Origin of the sequence: Silicimonas algicola (assembly GCF_003148765.1) — a bacterium.
Lineage (GTDB): Bacteria > Pseudomonadota > Alphaproteobacteria > Rhodobacterales > Rhodobacteraceae > Silicimonas > Silicimonas algicola.
The window spans coordinates 92,672-109,683 of the sequence record NZ_QGGV01000001.1 but is presented as its reverse complement, the minus strand read 5'-3'; the positions used below and the strand labels follow the sequence as shown (position 1 = coordinate 109,683).

Annotated in this window: 17 protein-coding genes and 1 tRNA gene; 10 read left to right on the top strand and 8 right to left on the bottom strand. The window is 67.3% G+C overall.

What is annotated here, in order from left to right; genetic code table 11:
• Positions 1-48: 48 nt before the first annotated feature.
• From C8D95_RS00480 to C8D95_RS00465, 4 genes are all read left to right on the top strand, one after another.
• Entirely contained in the window at positions 49-741 is a 693-nt protein-coding gene (locus tag C8D95_RS00480; RefSeq protein WP_109757197.1) for a DUF484 family protein, read from the top strand.
• A complete protein-coding gene (locus C8D95_RS00475) occupies positions 738-1,661 on the top strand; it encodes a tyrosine recombinase XerC (RefSeq protein ID WP_241239772.1) in 924 nt (307 codons plus the stop codon). The genes C8D95_RS00480 and C8D95_RS00475 overlap by 4 nt, the downstream gene beginning before the upstream one ends.
• A 60-nt stretch (positions 1,662-1,721) precedes the next feature.
• Entirely contained in the window at positions 1,722-2,417 is a 696-nt protein-coding gene (locus C8D95_RS00470; RefSeq protein ID WP_109757195.1) for a CDP-alcohol phosphatidyltransferase family protein, read from the top strand.
• Positions 2,418-2,546: 129 nt separating this feature from the next.
• Positions 2,547-2,912, top strand: a complete 366-nt coding sequence (locus C8D95_RS00465) for a hypothetical protein (RefSeq protein ID WP_109757194.1) — start codon at positions 2,547-2,549, stop codon at positions 2,910-2,912.
• Here the strand turns inward: C8D95_RS00465 and C8D95_RS00460 are convergent.
• Positions 2,824-3,888, bottom strand: a complete 1,065-nt coding sequence (locus C8D95_RS00460) for a glutathione S-transferase family protein (protein ID WP_109757193.1) — start codon at positions 3,886-3,888, stop codon at positions 2,824-2,826. The two genes, C8D95_RS00465 and C8D95_RS00460, sit on opposite strands and share 89 nt — an antisense overlap.
• Positions 3,889-4,035: 147 nt before the next feature.
• Positions 4,036-5,919, bottom strand: a complete 1,884-nt coding sequence (locus C8D95_RS00455; RefSeq protein ID WP_109757192.1) for a PhoX family protein — start codon at positions 5,917-5,919, stop codon at positions 4,036-4,038.
• A gap of 539 nt (positions 5,920-6,458) precedes the next feature.
• On the opposite strand from C8D95_RS00455, the gene C8D95_RS00450 reads away from it, so the two are divergent.
• A complete protein-coding gene (locus C8D95_RS00450) occupies positions 6,459-7,967 on the top strand; it encodes a tripartite tricarboxylate transporter permease (RefSeq protein ID WP_109757191.1) in 1,509 nt (502 codons plus the stop codon).
• Positions 7,968-8,054: 87 nt separating this feature from the next.
• Here the strand turns inward: C8D95_RS00450 and C8D95_RS00445 are convergent, their stop codons facing one another.
• Positions 8,055-8,708, bottom strand: coding sequence for a peroxiredoxin (locus C8D95_RS00445; RefSeq protein ID WP_109757907.1), 654 nt, complete (start codon positions 8,706-8,708; stop codon positions 8,055-8,057).
• Positions 8,709-8,853: 145 nt separating this feature from the next.
• On the opposite strand from C8D95_RS00445, the gene C8D95_RS00440 reads away from it, so the two are divergent.
• Positions 8,854-10,089, top strand: a complete 1,236-nt coding sequence (locus C8D95_RS00440; protein WP_164721550.1) for a GSCFA domain-containing protein — start codon at positions 8,854-8,856, stop codon at positions 10,087-10,089.
• Here C8D95_RS00440 and C8D95_RS00435 read toward each other — a convergent pair.
• A complete protein-coding gene (locus C8D95_RS00435) occupies positions 10,086-10,817 on the bottom strand; it encodes a YkgJ family cysteine cluster protein (RefSeq protein WP_109757189.1) in 732 nt (243 codons plus the stop codon). The two genes, C8D95_RS00440 and C8D95_RS00435, sit on opposite strands and share 4 nt — an antisense overlap.
• A gap of 104 nt (positions 10,818-10,921) precedes the next feature.
• On the opposite strand from C8D95_RS00435, the gene C8D95_RS00430 reads away from it, so the two are divergent.
• Together C8D95_RS00430 and C8D95_RS00425 are read left to right on the top strand one after the other, a co-directional pair.
• The gene (locus C8D95_RS00430) at positions 10,922-11,851 is read left to right on the top strand and encodes a VOC family protein (RefSeq protein WP_109757188.1); all 930 of its coding nucleotides are present in this window, start codon (positions 10,922-10,924) and stop codon (positions 11,849-11,851) included.
• Positions 11,848-12,441 carry an alpha/beta hydrolase gene (locus C8D95_RS00425; RefSeq protein ID WP_109757187.1) on the top strand — a complete coding sequence of 198 codons (594 nt, stop codon included), beginning with the start codon at positions 11,848-11,850 and terminating at the stop codon, positions 12,439-12,441. Before C8D95_RS00430 ends, C8D95_RS00425 begins: the two co-directional genes overlap by 4 nt.
• Here C8D95_RS00425 and C8D95_RS00420 read toward each other — a convergent pair.
• From C8D95_RS00420 to C8D95_RS00410, 3 genes are all read right to left on the bottom strand, one after another.
• The gene (locus tag C8D95_RS00420; protein WP_109757186.1) at positions 12,438-13,589 is read right to left on the bottom strand and encodes a Gfo/Idh/MocA family protein; all 1,152 of its coding nucleotides are present in this window, start codon (positions 13,587-13,589) and stop codon (positions 12,438-12,440) included. The two genes, C8D95_RS00425 and C8D95_RS00420, sit on opposite strands and share 4 nt — an antisense overlap.
• 67 nt (positions 13,590-13,656) lie before the next feature.
• Positions 13,657-13,782 carry a type B 50S ribosomal protein L36 gene (gene ykgO, locus C8D95_RS00415; RefSeq protein WP_005850168.1) on the bottom strand — a complete coding sequence of 42 codons (126 nt, stop codon included), beginning with the start codon at positions 13,780-13,782 and terminating at the stop codon, positions 13,657-13,659.
• Positions 13,783-13,850: 68 nt separating this feature from the next.
• Positions 13,851-13,925 (bottom strand) — tRNA-Val (locus C8D95_RS00410).
• Positions 13,926-14,097: 172 nt separating this feature from the next.
• Here C8D95_RS00410 and C8D95_RS00405 point away from each other — a divergent pair.
• Positions 14,098-14,928, top strand: a complete 831-nt coding sequence (locus C8D95_RS00405; RefSeq protein ID WP_109757906.1) for an N-formylglutamate amidohydrolase — start codon at positions 14,098-14,100, stop codon at positions 14,926-14,928.
• 19 nt (positions 14,929-14,947) lie between these two features.
• Positions 14,948-15,325 carry a DUF2269 family protein gene (locus C8D95_RS22405; RefSeq protein WP_241239771.1) on the top strand — a complete coding sequence of 126 codons (378 nt, stop codon included), beginning with the start codon at positions 14,948-14,950 and terminating at the stop codon, positions 15,323-15,325.
• Between the two features lie 59 nt (positions 15,326-15,384).
• On the opposite strand, the gene C8D95_RS00395 is transcribed toward C8D95_RS22405, so the two are convergent.
• Entirely contained in the window at positions 15,385-16,875 is a 1,491-nt protein-coding gene (locus C8D95_RS00395) for a DegQ family serine endoprotease (protein ID WP_109757185.1), read from the bottom strand.
• Positions 16,876-17,012 lie beyond the last annotated feature (137 nt).

Below are 17,012 nucleotides of genomic sequence, written 5' to 3'. Positions count from 1 at the left end.
CCCGACCTACAGCCGCCATGAGAGCGGCGTCCATGAGAGGCAGGACCAATGAGCGAGCAGCACGCTTTCGCCGACGAATTGCGCACGCGAATTCTTCAGCAACCCGACGTGATCCTCGAGGATCCGGATGTAATGCGGGCGCTCATCACGGCGAACGACCGGTCGCTTGGCGGCAATGTCGTCGACCTTCGCGGTGTGGCGATGGACCGTCTCGAGGCACGACTCCAGCGGCTGGAAGACACGCACCGCTCGGTCATCGCGGCGGCCTACGAGAACCTCGCGGGCATGAACCAGGTGCATCGCGCCATCGTGTCTTTCCTCGAGCCTCTGACCTTCGAGGGCTTCCTGTCCTGCATCGGGACGGACGTGGCCGACATCCTGCAGGTCAACCTCGTGCGCCTTGTCCTGGAAAGCCAGGAGATGCCCGACGCGAACCTCGGCAGCGACGTCCTGACCGTGGTGCAGCCCGGCTTCGTGGGAGACTACATGGGGCAAGGGCGTCCGATCCGGCGCGTCACGCTGCGCCAGACCGACGGCAACGCCGGCCTCGTCTTCGGGCGCGGCGCGGGGTGGATCCAGTCGGAAGCCTGCATCTATCTCGACTTCGGCGCAGGCCGCCTGCCGGGGATGCTGGCCTTCGCCTCGGATGATCCGCTGCATTTCGCGCCGACGCAGGGCACGGACCTTCTGGACTTCATGGGATCGGTCTTCGAACGCGCCATGCGGCGCTGGCTGGGGTGATCCAGCCCGGCCTCCGCGACGCGCTGGAGCGGTGGCTGGCCGAGCTGGCCGCCGTGGGCGGGCGGTCGCCGCGCACGGTCGAGGCTTATGGCTCGAACGTGGCGGCATTTCTGGCCTTTCTCCAGACGCATGACGGAGACGGCGCGGGCACGGCGCGGATCGGACGGCTGACGCTTCAGGACATGCGGTCCTGGATGGCGCACGAGCGCGCCCGGGGACTTTCGGCGCGGTCGCTGGCGCGGGCGCTGTCGGCGGTGAAGAACTTCGTCGCCTGGATGGCCGAGCGCGAGGGGTTCGACCCCTCGGCCGTCTTGATGACGCGCACGCCGCGGTTCAAGAACAAGCTGCCGCGCCCGCTGGCCGAGGACGCCGCGCGCGCGATGATCGAGACAGTCGAGCTTCAGACCAGCGCCGGTTGGACGGGCCTCCGCGACCAGGCGGTGCTGACGCTTCTCTATGGCTGCGGGCTGCGGATCTCGGAGGCGCTTGGCCTGATGGGCCGGGACCTGCCTTTGGGCGAGTCGCTGCGGATCTTCGGCAAGGGCGGGAAAGAGCGGATCGTGCCGGTCCTGCCGGTCGCGCGGCGTGCCGTCGCGGCCTATGCCGAGGCCTGCCCCTTCGATCTGACGCCGGAGGCCCCCGCCTTCCGCGCCATGCGCGGCGGCGGCCTGGGGCCGCGCCATATCCAGAAGGTGATGGAGCAGGCACGGGCGCAACTCGGGCTACCGGCGACGGCGACCCCCCACGCCATGCGCCACAGCTTCGCCACACACCTGATGAACGCGGGCGGCGATCTGCGCGCGATCCAGGAGCTTCTGGGCCATGCCTCGCTGTCGACCACGCAAGCCTATACCGCCGTCGATACCGCGCGGCTGATGGAGGTCTACGAAGCGTCGCATCCGCGTGCGGCGGCGGAGTGAGGACCTTTTGCGGTCGAGAACCGTTTTGCACCCGACAGCCGGATCAGGCATGAGGGACCGATGACGCGGAAGACGCAGGCCTACCTTGTCCACCTTTTGACCGCCTCGGGCGCGGTCTTTGCCATGCTGGCGCTCCTTGAGGCGGCCAAGAACGACTGGGCGGCGATGTTCTTCTGGTTGGTGGTCGCCTTTGCGGTGGACGGCATCGACGGGCCTCTCGCGCGCAAGACCGACGTCGGGATCAACGCGCCCCGGCTCGATGGCGCGCTTCTGGATCTCATCATCGACTACCTGACCTATGTCTTTATTCCGGCCTTCGCGCTGTTCCAGTCGGGGCTGATGCCGGGCTGGACGGGGTGGGCCGCGATCATCGTCATCACCTTCGGGTCTGCGATCTATTTTGCGGACACGCGGATGAAGACGTCGGACTATTCCTTCTCGGGCTTTCCCGCCTGCTGGAACATGGTCGTCCTCGTCCTCTTCGCCATCAAGCCCAGCTTCTGGGTGATCCTGCTTCTGGTCTGCATCCTCGCGGTCGCGATGCTGCTGCCGATCAAGTTCATCCATCCGGTGCGCACCGCGCGGTGGCGCTGGATCTCGCTGCCCGTGGCGCTGCTCTGGACGGTCTTCGCAGGATGGGCAGCGGCCGTCGGGTTCGACCCGCAAAGCTTCGCGCACTGGGGCCTCGTGGTGACCTCGCTCTGGCTTATGGGTGCGGGCGCGGCGCAACAGGTGATCTACCGCGAGCGTCTCTGACCCGACGCTGCGGAACTGTCACAAGCATATCGCGTTCTTCGGTCATCGTCCCGTGGCGGGAGACAGTATTTCACCCCGCTTTGCGGAATGGACGAATCGTTGCAGGATCGTCCCCGGGGGGAGTGCATTATGTCGGAATATCTGCCGAAAGAAGTGCGTGAGGGGCTCGAGTTGGCCCGCAAGCAGACGCTTCGCAAGAAGAGCCGGATGAGGGTCAAGGCGGGCGACCGGACCTTCGTCATTCTCAGACACTGGACCGACGGGTTCGCGCTCGATGCCGACGACGCCCCGCACCTGCGGGGGCTGGTCGACGTCTATGACGGCGCGCGGCACCTGTCGCAATGCCTCATCGTGGCGTCCGAGGCGGACGGTGGCGAGATGGTCTTTGAATACAAGCGAGCGACGCCTACCGCCGAGCAGGCGCCGCTGGACTATGAGAAGACGGCGGGTCCGGTCGCCCTGATCGCCAGCCGCGTCGGGCGCAGGCCGCCTTGAGACGGTCGCGCCCATGCGGCGCGGACCAGTCCAGCACCGGATTGATCGGGATGATCCGGTTCGGGTTTATGGTCTCGTGGCTATAGTGGTAGTGGCGCACGATGTGGTCGAAGTTGACCGTCTCGGCCACGCCGGGCCATTGGTACAACTCGCGCGCATAGGCCCAGAGGTTGGGATAGTCGCGCAGGTAGTTCCGGTTGCACTTGAAGTGCGTGTGATAGACCGGGTCGAAGCGGAAGAGCGTGGTTGCCAGCCGCCAGTCCGCCTCGGTGATGCGGTCCCCGACCAGATAGCGGTTCTTCCCGAGGATCCCCTCCAGCCAGTCGAGGCTGTCGAACAGGTCGCCGACGGCCTCGTCATAGGCGTCCTGCGTCGTGGCGAAACCGGCCTTGTAGACGCCGTTGTTGACGGTGTCGTAGACCCGCGCGTTCACCTTCTCGATCCGCTCGCGCAGGTGCTCGGGCCAATAGTCGTCGGTGTTGCCCGTCAGCCCGTCGAAGGCCGAGTTGAACATGCGGATGATTTCGGCGCTTTCATTCGACACGATGGTGTCGCGGGTCTTGTCCCAGAGGACCGGGACAGTCACCCGGCCCGAGACGTCGGGCTCGGCGCGGATATAGACGTCGCGCAGGTGGGGAAGGTTGAACAGCCCGTCGCCCGTCGCCCCCTCGTAATCGGCGTCGAAGGTCCAGCCGTCGGACAGCATCTCGGGATGCACGACCGAGACCGGGATCAGGTCTTCGAGCCCCTTCAGCTTGCGGAAGATCAACGCGCGATGCGCCCAGGGACAGGCGTAGGAGACATAGAGATGATAGCGCCCCGCTTCGGCCTTGAAGCCGCCCTCGCCCGTGGGTCCGGCGCTTCCGTCCGGGGTGACCCAGTTGCGGAAGGCGGTGGTGGACCGCTCGAAGCGTCCGCCCGACTGGGAGGTGTCGTACCAGATGTCCTTCCAAACGCCCTCGACAAGCTTGCCCATGATCTGTCTCCTCTCGCAGTCATTCGTCCTAGATAGGACGCCTGCGCGCCAGATAAGGTCCCGAACGGGACCTGTGCGGCTCCGCACAACGGCAAGTGGGCCCGGCGTCGCCACCGGGCCCTGCACTCGTCACGACAGATCGAGGGGTCAGCCGACGAGGCCGCCGTCCTCGCGCCAGACGGCCACGATGGACGACCGGGGCAGCATTCCTTCTCCGTCCGGGAAGGGGGCGGCGGGGTGCTGGATGCCGACGAACATGGTCGAGCGGTCGGCGGACCAGGTCAGGCCCGTGACCTCCGACCCTTTGGGGCCGGTGAGGAAGCGGCGGATTTCTCCCGTCGCCGGGTCGCCGGCCAGCATCTGGTTGTTGCCCTGCCCTTCAAAGACGCCTTCGTTCGAGTCCTCGCCGTCGGTCTGGATCCAGAGAAGGCCGGAGGTGTCGAACATCATCCCGTCGGGCGAGTTGAACATGTTGCCCTCGGTGATGTTGGCGCTGCCCTTGTGCGCGCCCTCGGCCGCCTTCGGGTTGCCCGCCATCACGTAGAGGTCCCAGCGGAAGCTGTCGGCACCGTGGTCCTCGTTCGTCGGATACCAGCGCACGATCTGGCCGAACTCGTTGGCCTCGCGCGGGTTGGGCGCGTTCAGCTTCATCGCGACGGTGCCGTCATCGCCTGCGACGCCCCGGCGCGAGTTGTTGGTGAGCGCGCAGTAGGCCTCACACGAGACCGGGTTCACGGCGACCCACTCGGGCCGATCCATCGTCGTGGCACCCACGGCAGTGGCCGCCATGCGGGTGTGGACCAGGATCTCGGCCGTCTCCATCCCGGTCGTCTCGGGCGTCAGCTCGACCCAGTCGCCCGTGCCGTCCCAGTCGAAGACGGCCACGTAGAGCCGGCCATCGTCCAGCAGACTGTCCGTGTCGACGCCGGGCGCGTAGACGCCGTTCGAGACGTACTTGTAGAGGTGTTCGCCCCGCTCGTCGTCGCCCATGTACACAACGACATGGCCCTCGCGGGTCAGCGCGCAGGCGGCATTCTCGTGCTTAATGCGGCCCAAGGCGGTGCGCTTCGCCGGAACCGAGGCCGGGTCGGCGGGGTCGATCTCGACAATCCAGCCGTGGCGGTTCGGTTCGTTCGGCTCTTGCGAGATGTCGAAGCGGGCATCGTGCGCCTCGTAGGCATAGCGGCCCTCGGCCCCGATGCCGTAGCGCTTGAAGGCGGGCGTGATCTCGACCGTGGCGTCGGTCGAGCCGAAGTAGCCGTTGAAGTTCTCTTCGCAGGTCAGATAGGTGCCCCAGGGCGTCTTGCCCGCGCCGCAATTGTTCAGCGTGCCGAGGACCGACGTGCCCGTCGCGTCAGCCGAGGTCTTGAGCAGGTCGTGGCCCGCCGCCGGTCCGGTCAGGCGCATCTCGGTCAGATGCGTGATGCGGCGGTTGAAGGGCGAGTCGAGCACGACCGACCAGGTGTCCCCCTCACGCGCGACTTCGAAGACAGCGACGCCCTGAAGGTTCTGGAGGGTCTTCACGTCGTCCGCGCTCGTCACCTCGCCCGCGCTGGCGGGCAGGTTGATCTCGGGGTTGGCGTATTCGTGGTTCACCGCGATGACCTGGCGACCATCGATCTCGAACAGCTCCATCCCGTCGGTGTTCTCGCCGAAGACGCGGGCGGCCGCGTCGGGCGCGAAGGCGGCGTCCTGCGCCATTTCCGACGCGTCCGAGAACAGCGGGTCGCCGTAGCGCACGAGCGTAGACCAGGCATAGCCCTGCGGGACGTGAATCGTGGCGTCGGTCTGGGCCGCGATGCCCTCGAAGGCGAAGCGGCTGGCGGCTGCCTGCGCCGAGGTCGACGACAGAAGCGTCCCCGCCCCCATGGCAGCGGCGCCCGATCCCCAGGCGAGTACGCCGCCCAGGAAACCCCGGCGGCTGAGCGCGATGTCGACCACGCGGTCGAATCCGGTCTCGGCAGGGCGCGGGCTTTTGAGTTCGTCCCACTCGTCCCAGCTCAGGTGGCGGGTGTCGGTCGTGTCTTTCATGTCGGTCTTCCCTCTGACGATTTTACGCCGAAGTAGAGCCGCAGGATGACAGGTTCGCGTCGCCGCCGTTACGGTTTCGTGACGGGGGCGCCGTAACGGCGATGGCCGCGTCTCGCAGCGTCCCGCGAGCAACGGAAAACACCGCCCTTGGCGGAGTTCTGCACAAGACCGGCTTTCCCGAGACATGCCGGCGCCGTGCCTCATTGCCAGGTCGAGGTCGCTCAGCCAATCATGGACGCTGCGAGCAGCGGCATCCCGGCGCGAGTCGCATCGTCGCCAGAGGAACCGGGACCCTCCGAGGTGTGTCGTCACGAACGTTCGGGTCACCGTTATATCGTCTGCGCCCATCCGGCACGCCCGCCGGAACGCCGACCCGAACCCATGTTTCCGCGCATCTTCCCGCCCCGATCCCGACCCGAGGCACGTCCCGGGTTCACGGCGAAGCACCGTCCCGACCCCGTCGCCCGGGTCCGCGGCTGACACGCCACCATCGCTCGACCGCCGCTCGTCCAATCGCGTCCCAGGAGGCGCACCAACCTATGGAAATCCTATCATCGCTCAGCGATGGAATTCTGATCGCCATTCAGCCCGTGAACATACTGCTGATCCTCGCGGGCGTGACCGTCGGCCTCTGGATCGGCGCCATGCCGGGCCTCGGCTCGGTCAACGGGGTGGCGATCCTGCTGCCCATCACCTTCCTGGTCCCGCCGGGATCCGCCATCATCTTTCTCGCCGCTATCTATTACGGCGCGATGTACGGGGGCGCGATCTCGTCGATCACGCTCGGCATTCCGGGGGCCTCGACCGCCGTCGCAACCACCTTTGACGGCCGGCCGCTGGCCCTCAAGGGGCAGGCGCGTCTTGCGCTCATCGCTGCCGCTATCGCGTCTTTCATCGGCGGCACGGTCGCAAATATCCTCTTCACGGCCTTCGCGCCGCTTCTCGCCACCGTGGCACTCAGCTTCGGTCCGCCCGAGATTTTCGCGCTGATGCTTCTGGCCTTCGCGACCTTCGTGGGGCTGGGAGGAGACGATATCCCGAAGACCATCTTCTCGATCTGCTTCGGACTCGTTCTTGCCGCCGTCGGCTTCGACCAGATCACCGGCGCGCCGCGCCTCGTCCTCTTCGACATGAACGGGTTTCTCGGCGGCATCAGCTTCCTCGTCCTCGCCATCGGCGTCTACGGCATCGGCGAGATGCTCTGGACCCTGAACGAATCGCAAGGCAGCACCACGACAAGCGAAGCGAAGATGTCGCTCCGTGGGGTGATGGACGACACTGCAACCACCTTCCGCCGCGGCTGGAGGGGCATGTCGATCGGCTCGTCCCTGGGCTTCTTCGTCGGTGTCCTTCCGGCGGCGGGCGCCACGCCGGGCGCCTTGATGGCCTATGGCGTCGCCAAGATGACGTCGAAGAACCCCGAAAGGTTCGGGCAAGGCGAGGTGAACGGCGTGACCGCGCCCGAATCCGCGAACAACTCGGCCGCCAGCGGAGCGATGCTGCCGATGCTGACGCTCGGAATCCCCGGCTCTCCCACCACCGCCATCCTTCTCGGCGGCATGGTGATGTGGGGCCTGACACCGGGACCGATGCTGTTCGTGGAACAGCCCGAATTCGTCTGGGGCCTGATCGGGTCGTTCTACGTCTCGAACTTCTTCGCGCTCGTCGTGAACCTGGCCTTCATCCCGCTCTTCATCTGGATGCTGCGGATGCCCTTCACGGTGCTGGCGCCGCTGATCTTCGTTCTGTCGATCATCGGCGGCTACGCGGCGACTTCCGACATGTTCGACGTCTGGCTGATGGTCGTCTTCGGCCTCGGCGCGTTTCTGCTGCGGAAGTTCGACTACCCGGTCGCGCCTGCGGTGCTGGCGATCGTCCTCGGCCCGATCGCCGAGCCGACACTGCGGCAGTCGCTACTTCTGTCGTCGGGCGATCCCACGATCTTCATCACGCGCCCGATCGCGGGCCCGATCACGATCATCGCGCTGATCTTGATCTTCCTGCCGGCCCTCAAGTATCTGCGTCCGTCCCGCCGCCGGCCAACATGAGAGGATGCGTTCAGACGCTCGGCTGATCGTGCCAAGAGACCGGCGGGCGCGCTTGCGCAAGCCTCGCCGGTCTCTCGCATTGCGGGCTCAGGCCGGAGCCTTCACGAACCGCAGGTAGGGCAGCTTCTTGTCGAGCGCGCCGAACTTCGCCTCGGCCGCCGCGTCGTCGAGCGACAGTGCCGCGATCACGTCCTGACCGTGGACCCAGTTGGCGGGCGTGGCGATCGGCACGCCGAAGGTCGCCTGCAAGGCATCGAGCGCGCGCAGCACCTCGGCGAAGTTGCGGCCGACCGACATGGGATAGGTCATGGTGAGCTGAAGCTTCTTGTCGGGGGAAATGATGAAGACAGACCGCACCGTGGCCGAATGCGCGGGCGTGCGCCCGTCCGGCAAGTAGGCGTCTGCGGGCAGCATGTCGTAAAGCTTCGAGACCTTCAGATCCTCGTCGGCGATGATCGGAAAGCCTGCGGGCGCACCGGCGACGGTCTCGATGTCCTGCTTCCACTTCTTGTGGTCGTCCACGCCGTCGACCGAGATGCCGATGACCTTGGTGTTGCGCGCCTTCCACTCGTCGGCAAGCTGCGCCACCGCACCGAACTCGGTCGTGCAGACCGGAGTGAAATCCTTCGGGTGGCTGAACAGGATCGCCCACTCGTCGCCGATCCACTCGTGGAACCGGATCGTGCCTTCGGTCGTCTCGGCGGTGAAATCGGGAACGGTGTCGTTGATACGCAGGGACATGGCGTCCTCCTTCGTTTGCTTCGACACCGACATAATCCCCTTTCCGCTCTGTCAACAGAGGCGCAGCGCCGCACGGCAGCATCGCGTTGACCGCGCGGGGGTGTTGGGGCACCCTTGCGAAAACCCGGAGAGGAGCGCGAGCAGCGTGGCGGACAGGCCCAAGGACGTCGATCTCGACGATACCAGCCCGGAAGACACCGGCGCGGTCGGCGTCGCCTTCCAGCACACCAGCAAGAAGGGGCCGGAGTTCCGCACCTGGTTCCGGGGCGAGCACACCAACTTCAACCCGAAGCTCCAGCAGCTGATGGAGCTCGACGGTCCCGAAAAGTGGGTACTTCACGGCTGGCTTCCCGACGCGCCCCTGATCGACAAGGGCACCCAGATCACCGCCTTCGGGTCGTGCTTCGCCGCCAACATCTCGAACTGGCTCAGCGAGCGGAACTTCCGCGTCCTGAACCGAGCGGGCGACGCCGCGCGCGCCTATGTCGTGACCATGGGCGAAGGCATGGTGAACAGCTTCGTCATCCGCCAGCAATTCGAATGGGCCTGGGAGAACCGTGTCTTCGGCCAGGCGCTCTGGCACGGCTACAAGACCGAGGAGTACGGCTACGACGAAGACGTGCGGCTGGAGACGAAACGCATCTTCGACGAGACCGAGGTCTTCATCCTGACCTTCGGCCTCAGCGAGGTCTGGTACGACGAGAAGACCGGTAACGTCTTCTGGCGCACGATTCCCAAGGACGCCTACGACCCCGAACGGCACAAGTTCCGCCTGTCGACGGTCGAGGAGAACCGCGACAACATCCGCGCCATCTACGACCTGATCCGGAAGTACCGCCCCGACGCGAAGGTCATCGTCACGCTTTCGCCCGTGCCGCTGGTCGCAACCTTTCGCGACGTGTCCTGCATCACCGCCAACTCGGTCTCGAAGGCTACCCTGCGCGTCGCCATCGACGAGGTCTGCCGCGAGGTCCGCGACGAGGGACGGCTGTTCTACTGGCCGTCCTACGAGCTTGTGACGGATGTGTTCCGCAGCCCTTACAAGGCCGACCGGAGGCACGTCCGGCCCGTGGTGCTGTCCTACATCATGCACCTTTTCGAATCTGCCTGGTGCAAGGACAGCGGCGTCACCGGCACCGAGTTGCTGGAGGCCTGGGTGCGGGCGCATGTCGCCTCGGGCACGCTTCCCGGCGAGTTGCAGCCTATCCTCGCCAAGCGGAAGCCCTATCGTCTGCGCAAGTTCCTGTCGGGCGTGCGGCTGCACGAGGACGACCGGACCGACGCCGCGATGCGCGGCCTTCTCGAGACGCTTCTCGACGCCTGGCGGGCGGAGAGGGCCGAGGCCGAGGCTCAGGACGAGCCCGCCGACGCGGACGCCTAGCGGCCGAGCGCGGCCTTCTGGCGGCCGATCTCCTCCGTCAGTTCGCGGGGCGCGTGGCGCGCGCCGTCCAGAGCGTCGGCGAGCGGCACGCCCTCGACCGCCGCACTTGCGATCTTCGACAGGCTGTAGGTCGGCACCGCCGTGACGCCGCGCAGCGCCTCGCGCGTCAGGGTCAGGACCGAGAGGTACAGCGTGTGCCCGCCGAGGACTCCCGGCCCTGCCACGGCCTCGCCCTGCGCGACCCTCTCGCAGAGCGCCGCGTCGGGCGAGATGTAGCTGCGGCAGATCGCGGGCCGCGCCTCGTAGGCACGGCACAGCCGCGTCTCGGGATCGAGCGCGGCGCAGGCCGACGGGTGCCAGTCCCGCCCGTCAGGCTGGTCCGCGAGCGGGGCCAGGGCCTCATGCAGCCGCGCCGCCTCGACGCCCGTCATCGTGCCGCCGTCCGAGCCGAGGAGGATGCAGCAGAAGGCGCAGCCCTTGCGGCAATCGGCCTGCGCCATCGGTCCAGTGGGATCGGACGCTTGCGCTCCCAGTGCCGCCCGGGCTACCTCGACCGCCGCCTCGCCGTCGCGCAACCGCCGCAAGGCCTGGCGCATGTCGAGACGATGCGTCTCGGCCATGTCCACCCAAGCCAGTAGGGTGCGCCGCGCCGCCTCGCGGAAGGCTGCCGGAACGGACCCGGACCTGGTCGCACCGACCTTGCGCTTCAGGTCGCCAAGGCTCTTCATGCAGAGGCCTCATGTGCGCCAGCGATCAAGAGATGCGCGAAATCGGCCATTTCATCCGCATCCACACACACTAACTTAGCCTCAACCGAACTACGGAGGGCACCATGCTCAACCAGATCAAGGGACTTCACCACGTCACGTCGCTCGCCTCGTCGGCGTCGCGAAACAACGCCTTCTTCACCGACGCGCTCGGGCTGCGCCGGGTGAAGAAGACCGTGAACTTCGACGCCCCGGATGTCTACCACCTCTACTATGGCGACGCCCAGGGTACGCCCGGATCGGTGATGACCTACTTCCCCTTCCCGCAGGCCGCGCGCGGCCGTCCCGGCACGGGTGAGGTCGGACGCACCAGCTTCTCGGTCCCCGAGGGCAGTCTCGACGCCTGGGCCGACCGGCTTTCGACCTTCGAAACCGCCGGCCTGTCGCGTGATACCCGCTTCGGGCAGGACCGCGTCCTGTTCGACGGTCCCGATGGCGATGCCTTCGCACTTATCGCCACCCGTGACGACGAGCGCGCGCCCTGGACGGGCAACGGCGTGAACGAAGACATGGCGATCCGGGGCTTCCACTCCGCCGACATGCGCCTGCGCGATGCGGGCGCTTCGGCCGAACTGCTGCGCTTCATGGGCTACGAGGAAACGGGCAAAGACGGCGACGTCACCCGCTTCGAGGTGCCGGGCGGCAACGGCGCCGACGCCATCGACATCGAGACGCTGCCGGGCGCGGCCCACGCCGCTCAGGGCGCCGGATCGGTTCACCACATCGCCTTCGCGGTCGAGAACCGCGCGCGGCAGCTCGAGGTGCGCGAGGCGCTGATCGACACGGGCCACGCGGTGACGCCGGTGATCGACCGGGACTATTTCTGGGCGATCTACTTCCGCACGCCGGGCGGAGTGCTGTTCGAAGTCGCGACCAACGAGCCCGGCTTCGACATCGACGAGGATACCGCGCACCTCGGCGAGGCGCTGAAACTGCCATCCCAGCACGCGCATCTGCGCGACAAGCTGGAACGCATCCTGGAGCCGATCCAATGAGGTATGTCACGGCCCGGACCGAGGGCGCGCAAGGCGCGCCCCTCGTCTTCACCTTCCACGGCACCGGCGGTGACGAACACCAGTTCCACGCCGCCGCCTCGACGCTTGTCCCCGGCGCACAAGTCGTGTCCCCGCGCGGCGACGTCTCCGAATCCGGCATGAACCGCTTCTTCCGCCGGACGGGCGAAGGCGTCTACGACATGGACGACCTGGCACGCAGGACCGAGGCGATGGCGAATTTCCTGAGCGCCGAGAAGAAGGCGGCAGGCGATCCGCCCACCATCGGGCTCGGCTACTCGAACGGAGCGAACATCCTCGCCTCGGTCGCCTTCGCGCGGCCCGAGATCGTCGACCGCCTCGTCCTGATGCACCCGCTCATCCCCTTCACGCCCGACCCGCAGCCGGGCCTGTCGGGGCGGCACATCCTCATCACCGCCGGACGGCGCGACCCGATCTGCCCTGCACCTGCGACGCAGGCCTTCGCCGACTGGCTGGAGGGACAAGGGGCGCAGGTCACGCTGACCTGGACCGACGGCGGCCACGAGATTCGCCCCGAAGAGACCGAGGCCGTCCGCGCCTTCCTCGCCTAGCGGAACATCGGCGGGCGGGCGTCCAACCAGACGCCCTCCGCCTGCCCCGAGGCCGCAACCGCCGCGATGGCGGCCATCGACCTCAAGCCGTCCTCGGCTGTCGGATAAAGCGCGGGAGGTGCAGGCTCCCCCGCCTTCCGCGCCCGGATCGCGCGGGCGAGGTCGCGATAGATGTTGGCGAAGGCCAGGGGCATCCCCTCGGCATGTCCGACGGTCACGCGGCTTGCCGCCGCGGCCTCGGGCAGCATCCCGGCATCGCCGCGCTCCACGATCTGCGTGCGTTCCCCCAGCGGCGTCCAGCGCAACTGGTTCGGCTGCTCCTGCGCCCAGGCCAGTCCGCCCCTCTCGCCGTAGACCTGCAGTTCCAACCCATGCTGCCGCCCGACTGCCACGGACGAGGTCCAGAGCCGCCCCACGGCGCCGCCGTTCATGCGAAACGCCACCAGCGCATCATCCTCCAGCACCCGCCCCGGCACGCAGGATGCGAGGTCGGCCGACAGACGCTCGACCTCCTGCCCCGTCACGAAGCTCGCCATGTGCAGCGCGTGGATGCCGCAGTCCGCGAATTGCGCCGAGATACCTGCCGTCGCCGGGTCATAGCGCCAGCGGACGCGCGGGTTGTCGGCGTCGGCCGCATCCGCATGGTGCCCATGCGCGAAGGTCGCCATGACGAGGCGCACCTGCCCCAGGTCGCCACGCGCGACCATGCCGCGCATCTGCCGGACCAGCGGATAGCCGGTGTAGCCGTAGTTGACCGCACAGATGCGCCCCGTCTCGCGCGACAGGCGCACCAGCGTCTCGGCCTCCTCCACCGTGATCGTCATCGGCTTCTCGACCAGCACGTCGAACCCGGCCTCGAGAAACGCGCGCGCGATCCCGAAGTGAGTCGCGTTGGGCGTCGCCACGGTCACCAAGTCGACCCGGTCGGCGCGGCCCGATTCCCCGGCCAGCATCTCCTTCCAGTCGCCATAAGCGCGGTCGCCGGCGATGCCGAGAGACCGGGCATAGGCGCGTCCCGCATCGGGCCGGTGATCCAGCGCCGCCGCGGCGAACGAGAACTCTCCGTCCACCGCGGATCCAAGGCGGTGCGCGGGGCCGATCTGGCTTCCCTCGCCGCCGCCGATCATCCCCCAGGTCAGTCTCTCCATCCGTTCCTCCCCGAACGAAAAAGGGCTGCCCGAAGGCAGCCCCGTATTCCATGCGTTGCGCGGGCGATCAGCCCTGGCGCGCCTTGAACCGGCGCTGCGTCTTGTTGATCACGTAGACGCGGCCCTTGCGACGCACGACGCGGCAATCGCGGTGCCGGTTCTTCAGCGAACGCAGCGAATTCCTGACCTTCATCGGCCCTCTCCTTGTCGTGGCGCGTGACAGGCGCCTGTCCAGATTGCCGCGCGTGGCGCGGCGGTGAATGGTGGGCGGTACTGGGATCGAACCAGTGACCCCTACGATGTCAACGTAGTGCTCTACCGCTGAGCTAACCGCCCGTCCGCCGTTTCCGACTTGTCCTAATAAACACGACGCGGGGGGACTCCCCGCGTCGATCCGGTGTCCTATAATGGGATAGGAAAGGCACTTCAAGGGCCTTTCGACAGCCTGTCAATGCGTGTAGGATGACACGCCAGTGGGGAGCATTCCGTGACGGCTTACCGCCTGAACATGCCGGACATTCGGACGACAAGCGTCGTCTTCGCGTCGCCGCATTCGGGCAACGAATACCCGTGGAGGTTCGTCCGCCGGTCGGTTCTGGACGAGCGCACGCTCAGATCGTCCGAGGACGCTTTCGTGGACGTTCTCTTCGCCACCGCCCCCTATCACGGCGCGCCGCTTCTGACAGCCGTGGCGCCCCGCGCCTGGATCGACGTCAACCGCTCGCTCGACGAACTCGACCCCGCTCTGATCGAGGGCGTGAAGAAGACCGCGCATAATCCGCGCATCGCCTCGGGTCTTGGCGTCGTGCCGCGCGTGGTCGCCAACGGCCGGGCGATCTACAAGGGCAAGCTGACCCGCAAGGAAGCCGAACAGCGTATCGCCGACCACTGGAAGCCTTGGCACGACGCGCTTCAGACGCTGATCTCGGACAGCCTCGCGCTGTTCGGCGAGGCGGTGCTGATCGACTGCCACTCGATGCCGCACGAGGCCATCGAATCGCTCTCGTCGCGCGGGCCGAAGCCCGAGATCGTGCTTGGCGACCGCTTCGGGGCCGCCGCCTCGTCCGAGGTGGTGGATCGGATCGAATCCGCCTTCACCGCCGCCGGGCTCAACGTCGCGCGCAACGCTCCCTTCGCGGGCGCCTTCGTGACCCAGCACTATGGACGGCCGGCGCGGAACCAGCACGTCGTCCAGATCGAGATCGACCGCTCGCTCTACATGAACGAGCAGGCGATCCGGCCGAACAACAACTTCGACGCCTTCGCCAAGCTCATAGACCGTGTGGTGCGCGACGTCACCGACATCGGGCGGGCCGACATCCCGATGGCGGCCGAGTAGGCCGTCGGGGCCGGACTGCATGGCGGAGCGAACGGCCGACAGTCGCACCACGGTCCTCGTCCTCAGCGGATGCGGCCTGATCGGGCTTTCCTGCAGGGAGGCGCTCGACCGGGCGGGCTTCCGCATCCTGGGCGCGGGTCGGTCCGCCAGCGCCGCGGCGGCGACACGCTTCACCGACTGGCGCATCCTCGACCTCGCAAGCGCCTCGCCCCGCGACTGGTCCGACCTCCTCGGCGGCGTCGACGTGGTTGTGAACGCGGCCGGCCCGCGGGATCGGGGCGATCCCTTGCCCTCCGCCTATCACCGCCTCTACCGCCTGTGGTTCGCCTTCGGCTTTCCGGCCTTCGCAGCCGTGCTGGCGATCCTCTGGCTCATGCTCACGAAACCGTCCCTCTGAATCGCGACCGCCGGCCCCGTGAGGGACCGGCGGTTCGAGAGCATGCATGGTTGGGGGGATCAGCTCTCTTCGAGAGAGAGGGCGACGAAGCGCGGCTCTCCCTCGCGGCGGACGAGAAGCAGAAGCGACTTGCGCCCGGCCTCCTTCGCCTCGTCGATGCGGGACTGAAGCTCGGCCACGGTGGCGATCTTCTCCTGCCCGGCCTCGGTGATCAGGTCACCCGCGCGCAGGCCCTTCTCGTAGGCTTCCGAGTCCTCGGCCACGTCCGACACGACCAGGCCCTCGGTGTCCTCGGGCAGGCCGAGCTGCTCGCGCAGCTCGTCGCTCATGTTGCTGACCGTCAGCCCCATGATGTCGCTCGTTTCCGGCTCGGTCGTGGTGACCGCGGCCGGGACCGCGCGTTCGGCCTCTTCACGGCGGCCGAGCGTGACGCGCAGCGTCTCGGTCTTGCCGTCGCGGAAGATCAGCACGCGGACTTCCTTGCCGATGTCGGTCTCGGCCACCTGCCGCACGAGGCCGCGGGTGTCGTCGACCTCAACGCTGTCGAAGGACAGGATCACGTCGCCTGCCTGCAACCCCGCTTCGGCCGCAGGGCCTTCGGGAACATCGGTGATGAGAGCGCCGCGGGCCTCTTCCAGGCCCAGGCCATCGGCCAGGTCTTCGTCGACGTCCTGGATGCGCACGCCCAGCCAGCCGCGGCGGGTCTCGCCGAACTCCTTGAGCTGCGACACGACCTTCTCGGCCACCCGGCTGGACATCGCGAAGCCGATGCCGATCGAGCCGCCGTTCGGGCTGAGGATCGCGGTGTTGATGCCGATCACCTCGCCGTTCAGGTTGAACAGCGGTCCGCCTGAGTTGCCGCGGTTGATGGCGGCGTCGGTCTGGATGAAGTCGTCATAGCTGCCCGACAGCGCGCGGCCGCGGGCCGACACGATACCGGCCGAGACCGAGAAGCCCTGGCCAAGCGGGTTGCCCATGGCCATGACCCAGTCGCCGACGCGGCTGGCCTCGCTGTCGCCCCAAGCGACGAACCTCAGGGGCTTGTCGCTGTCGACCTTGAGAAGGGCGAGGTCCGTGTTGGGGTCGGTGCCGACGACCTTGGCTTCCAGATCGAAGCCCTCGAAGAACTCGATCATCACCTCGTCCGCGCCCTGGATGACGTGGTTGTTGGTGACGATGTAGCCGTCTTCCGAGATCACGAAGCCAGATCCCAGGGCCTGACTGCGCTGGGGTCCGCCGGGCATGCCGGGTCCGTTCGGGCCCTGGCCGTTGCGGTCCATGAAGTCGTTGAAGAAGTCCTCGAAGGGCGACCCCTCCGGCACGATCGGGCCGGGCTGGGTGTTGGTCGCGATCGTCGTCGAGGTGGTGATGTTGACCACCGCCGGGCTGACCTTTTCGGCCAGGTCGGCGAAGGTGTCCGGCCGCGACTGGGCGGCGGCGGAAAGGGTCTGGGCCAGCACGAAGGCGGCGGCGACCAAGAAAAGCCAGATCGACTGAAGCGGGTGGATCCGGCGGGAAGTGAGGGAAAGTTCTCTCACGCGTTCCTCCATTCTGCTCGGTGTGCGGTCCGGGCGACCGCGACAATTGCGCACTCTTCGACCAGATAGGTACGACTGACAATGCAACAAGCGCTCGCAGTCCTTCACCTCGGTGTGACCGACTGCAACGTCCTAGCACGGATGCCACC

Coding starts and splice junctions, on each gene's coding strand:
- C8D95_RS00480 (WP_109757197.1), top strand. CDS start 49: ATGAGCGAGCAGCACGCTTTCGCCGACGAATTGCGCACGCGAATTCTT.
- C8D95_RS00470 (WP_109757195.1), top strand. CDS start 1,722: ATGACGCGGAAGACGCAGGCCTACCTTGTCCACCTTTTGACCGCCTCG.
- C8D95_RS00465 (WP_109757194.1), top strand. CDS start 2,547: ATGTCGGAATATCTGCCGAAAGAAGTGCGTGAGGGGCTCGAGTTGGCC.
- C8D95_RS00460 (WP_109757193.1), bottom strand. CDS start 3,888: ATGGGCAAGCTTGTCGAGGGCGTTTGGAAGGACATCTGGTACGACACC.
- C8D95_RS00455 (WP_109757192.1), bottom strand. CDS start 5,919: ATGAAAGACACGACCGACACCCGCCACCTGAGCTGGGACGAGTGGGAC.
- C8D95_RS00450 (WP_109757191.1), top strand. CDS start 6,459: ATGGAAATCCTATCATCGCTCAGCGATGGAATTCTGATCGCCATTCAG.
- C8D95_RS00445 (WP_109757907.1), bottom strand. CDS start 8,708: ATGTCCCTGCGTATCAACGACACCGTTCCCGATTTCACCGCCGAGACG.
- C8D95_RS00435 (WP_109757189.1), bottom strand. CDS start 10,817: ATGAAGAGCCTTGGCGACCTGAAGCGCAAGGTCGGTGCGACCAGGTCC.
- C8D95_RS00430 (WP_109757188.1), top strand. CDS start 10,922: ATGCTCAACCAGATCAAGGGACTTCACCACGTCACGTCGCTCGCCTCG.
- C8D95_RS00425 (WP_109757187.1), top strand. CDS start 11,848: ATGAGGTATGTCACGGCCCGGACCGAGGGCGCGCAAGGCGCGCCCCTC.
- C8D95_RS00420 (WP_109757186.1), bottom strand. CDS start 13,589: ATGGAGAGACTGACCTGGGGGATGATCGGCGGCGGCGAGGGAAGCCAG.
- ykgO (WP_005850168.1), bottom strand. CDS start 13,782: ATGAAGGTCAGGAATTCGCTGCGTTCGCTGAAGAACCGGCACCGCGAT.
- C8D95_RS00405 (WP_109757906.1), top strand. CDS start 14,098: ATGCCGGACATTCGGACGACAAGCGTCGTCTTCGCGTCGCCGCATTCG.
- C8D95_RS22405 (WP_241239771.1), top strand. CDS start 14,948: ATGGCGGAGCGAACGGCCGACAGTCGCACCACGGTCCTCGTCCTCAGC.
- C8D95_RS00395 (WP_109757185.1), bottom strand. CDS start 16,875: ATGGAGGAACGCGTGAGAGAACTTTCCCTCACTTCCCGCCGGATCCAC.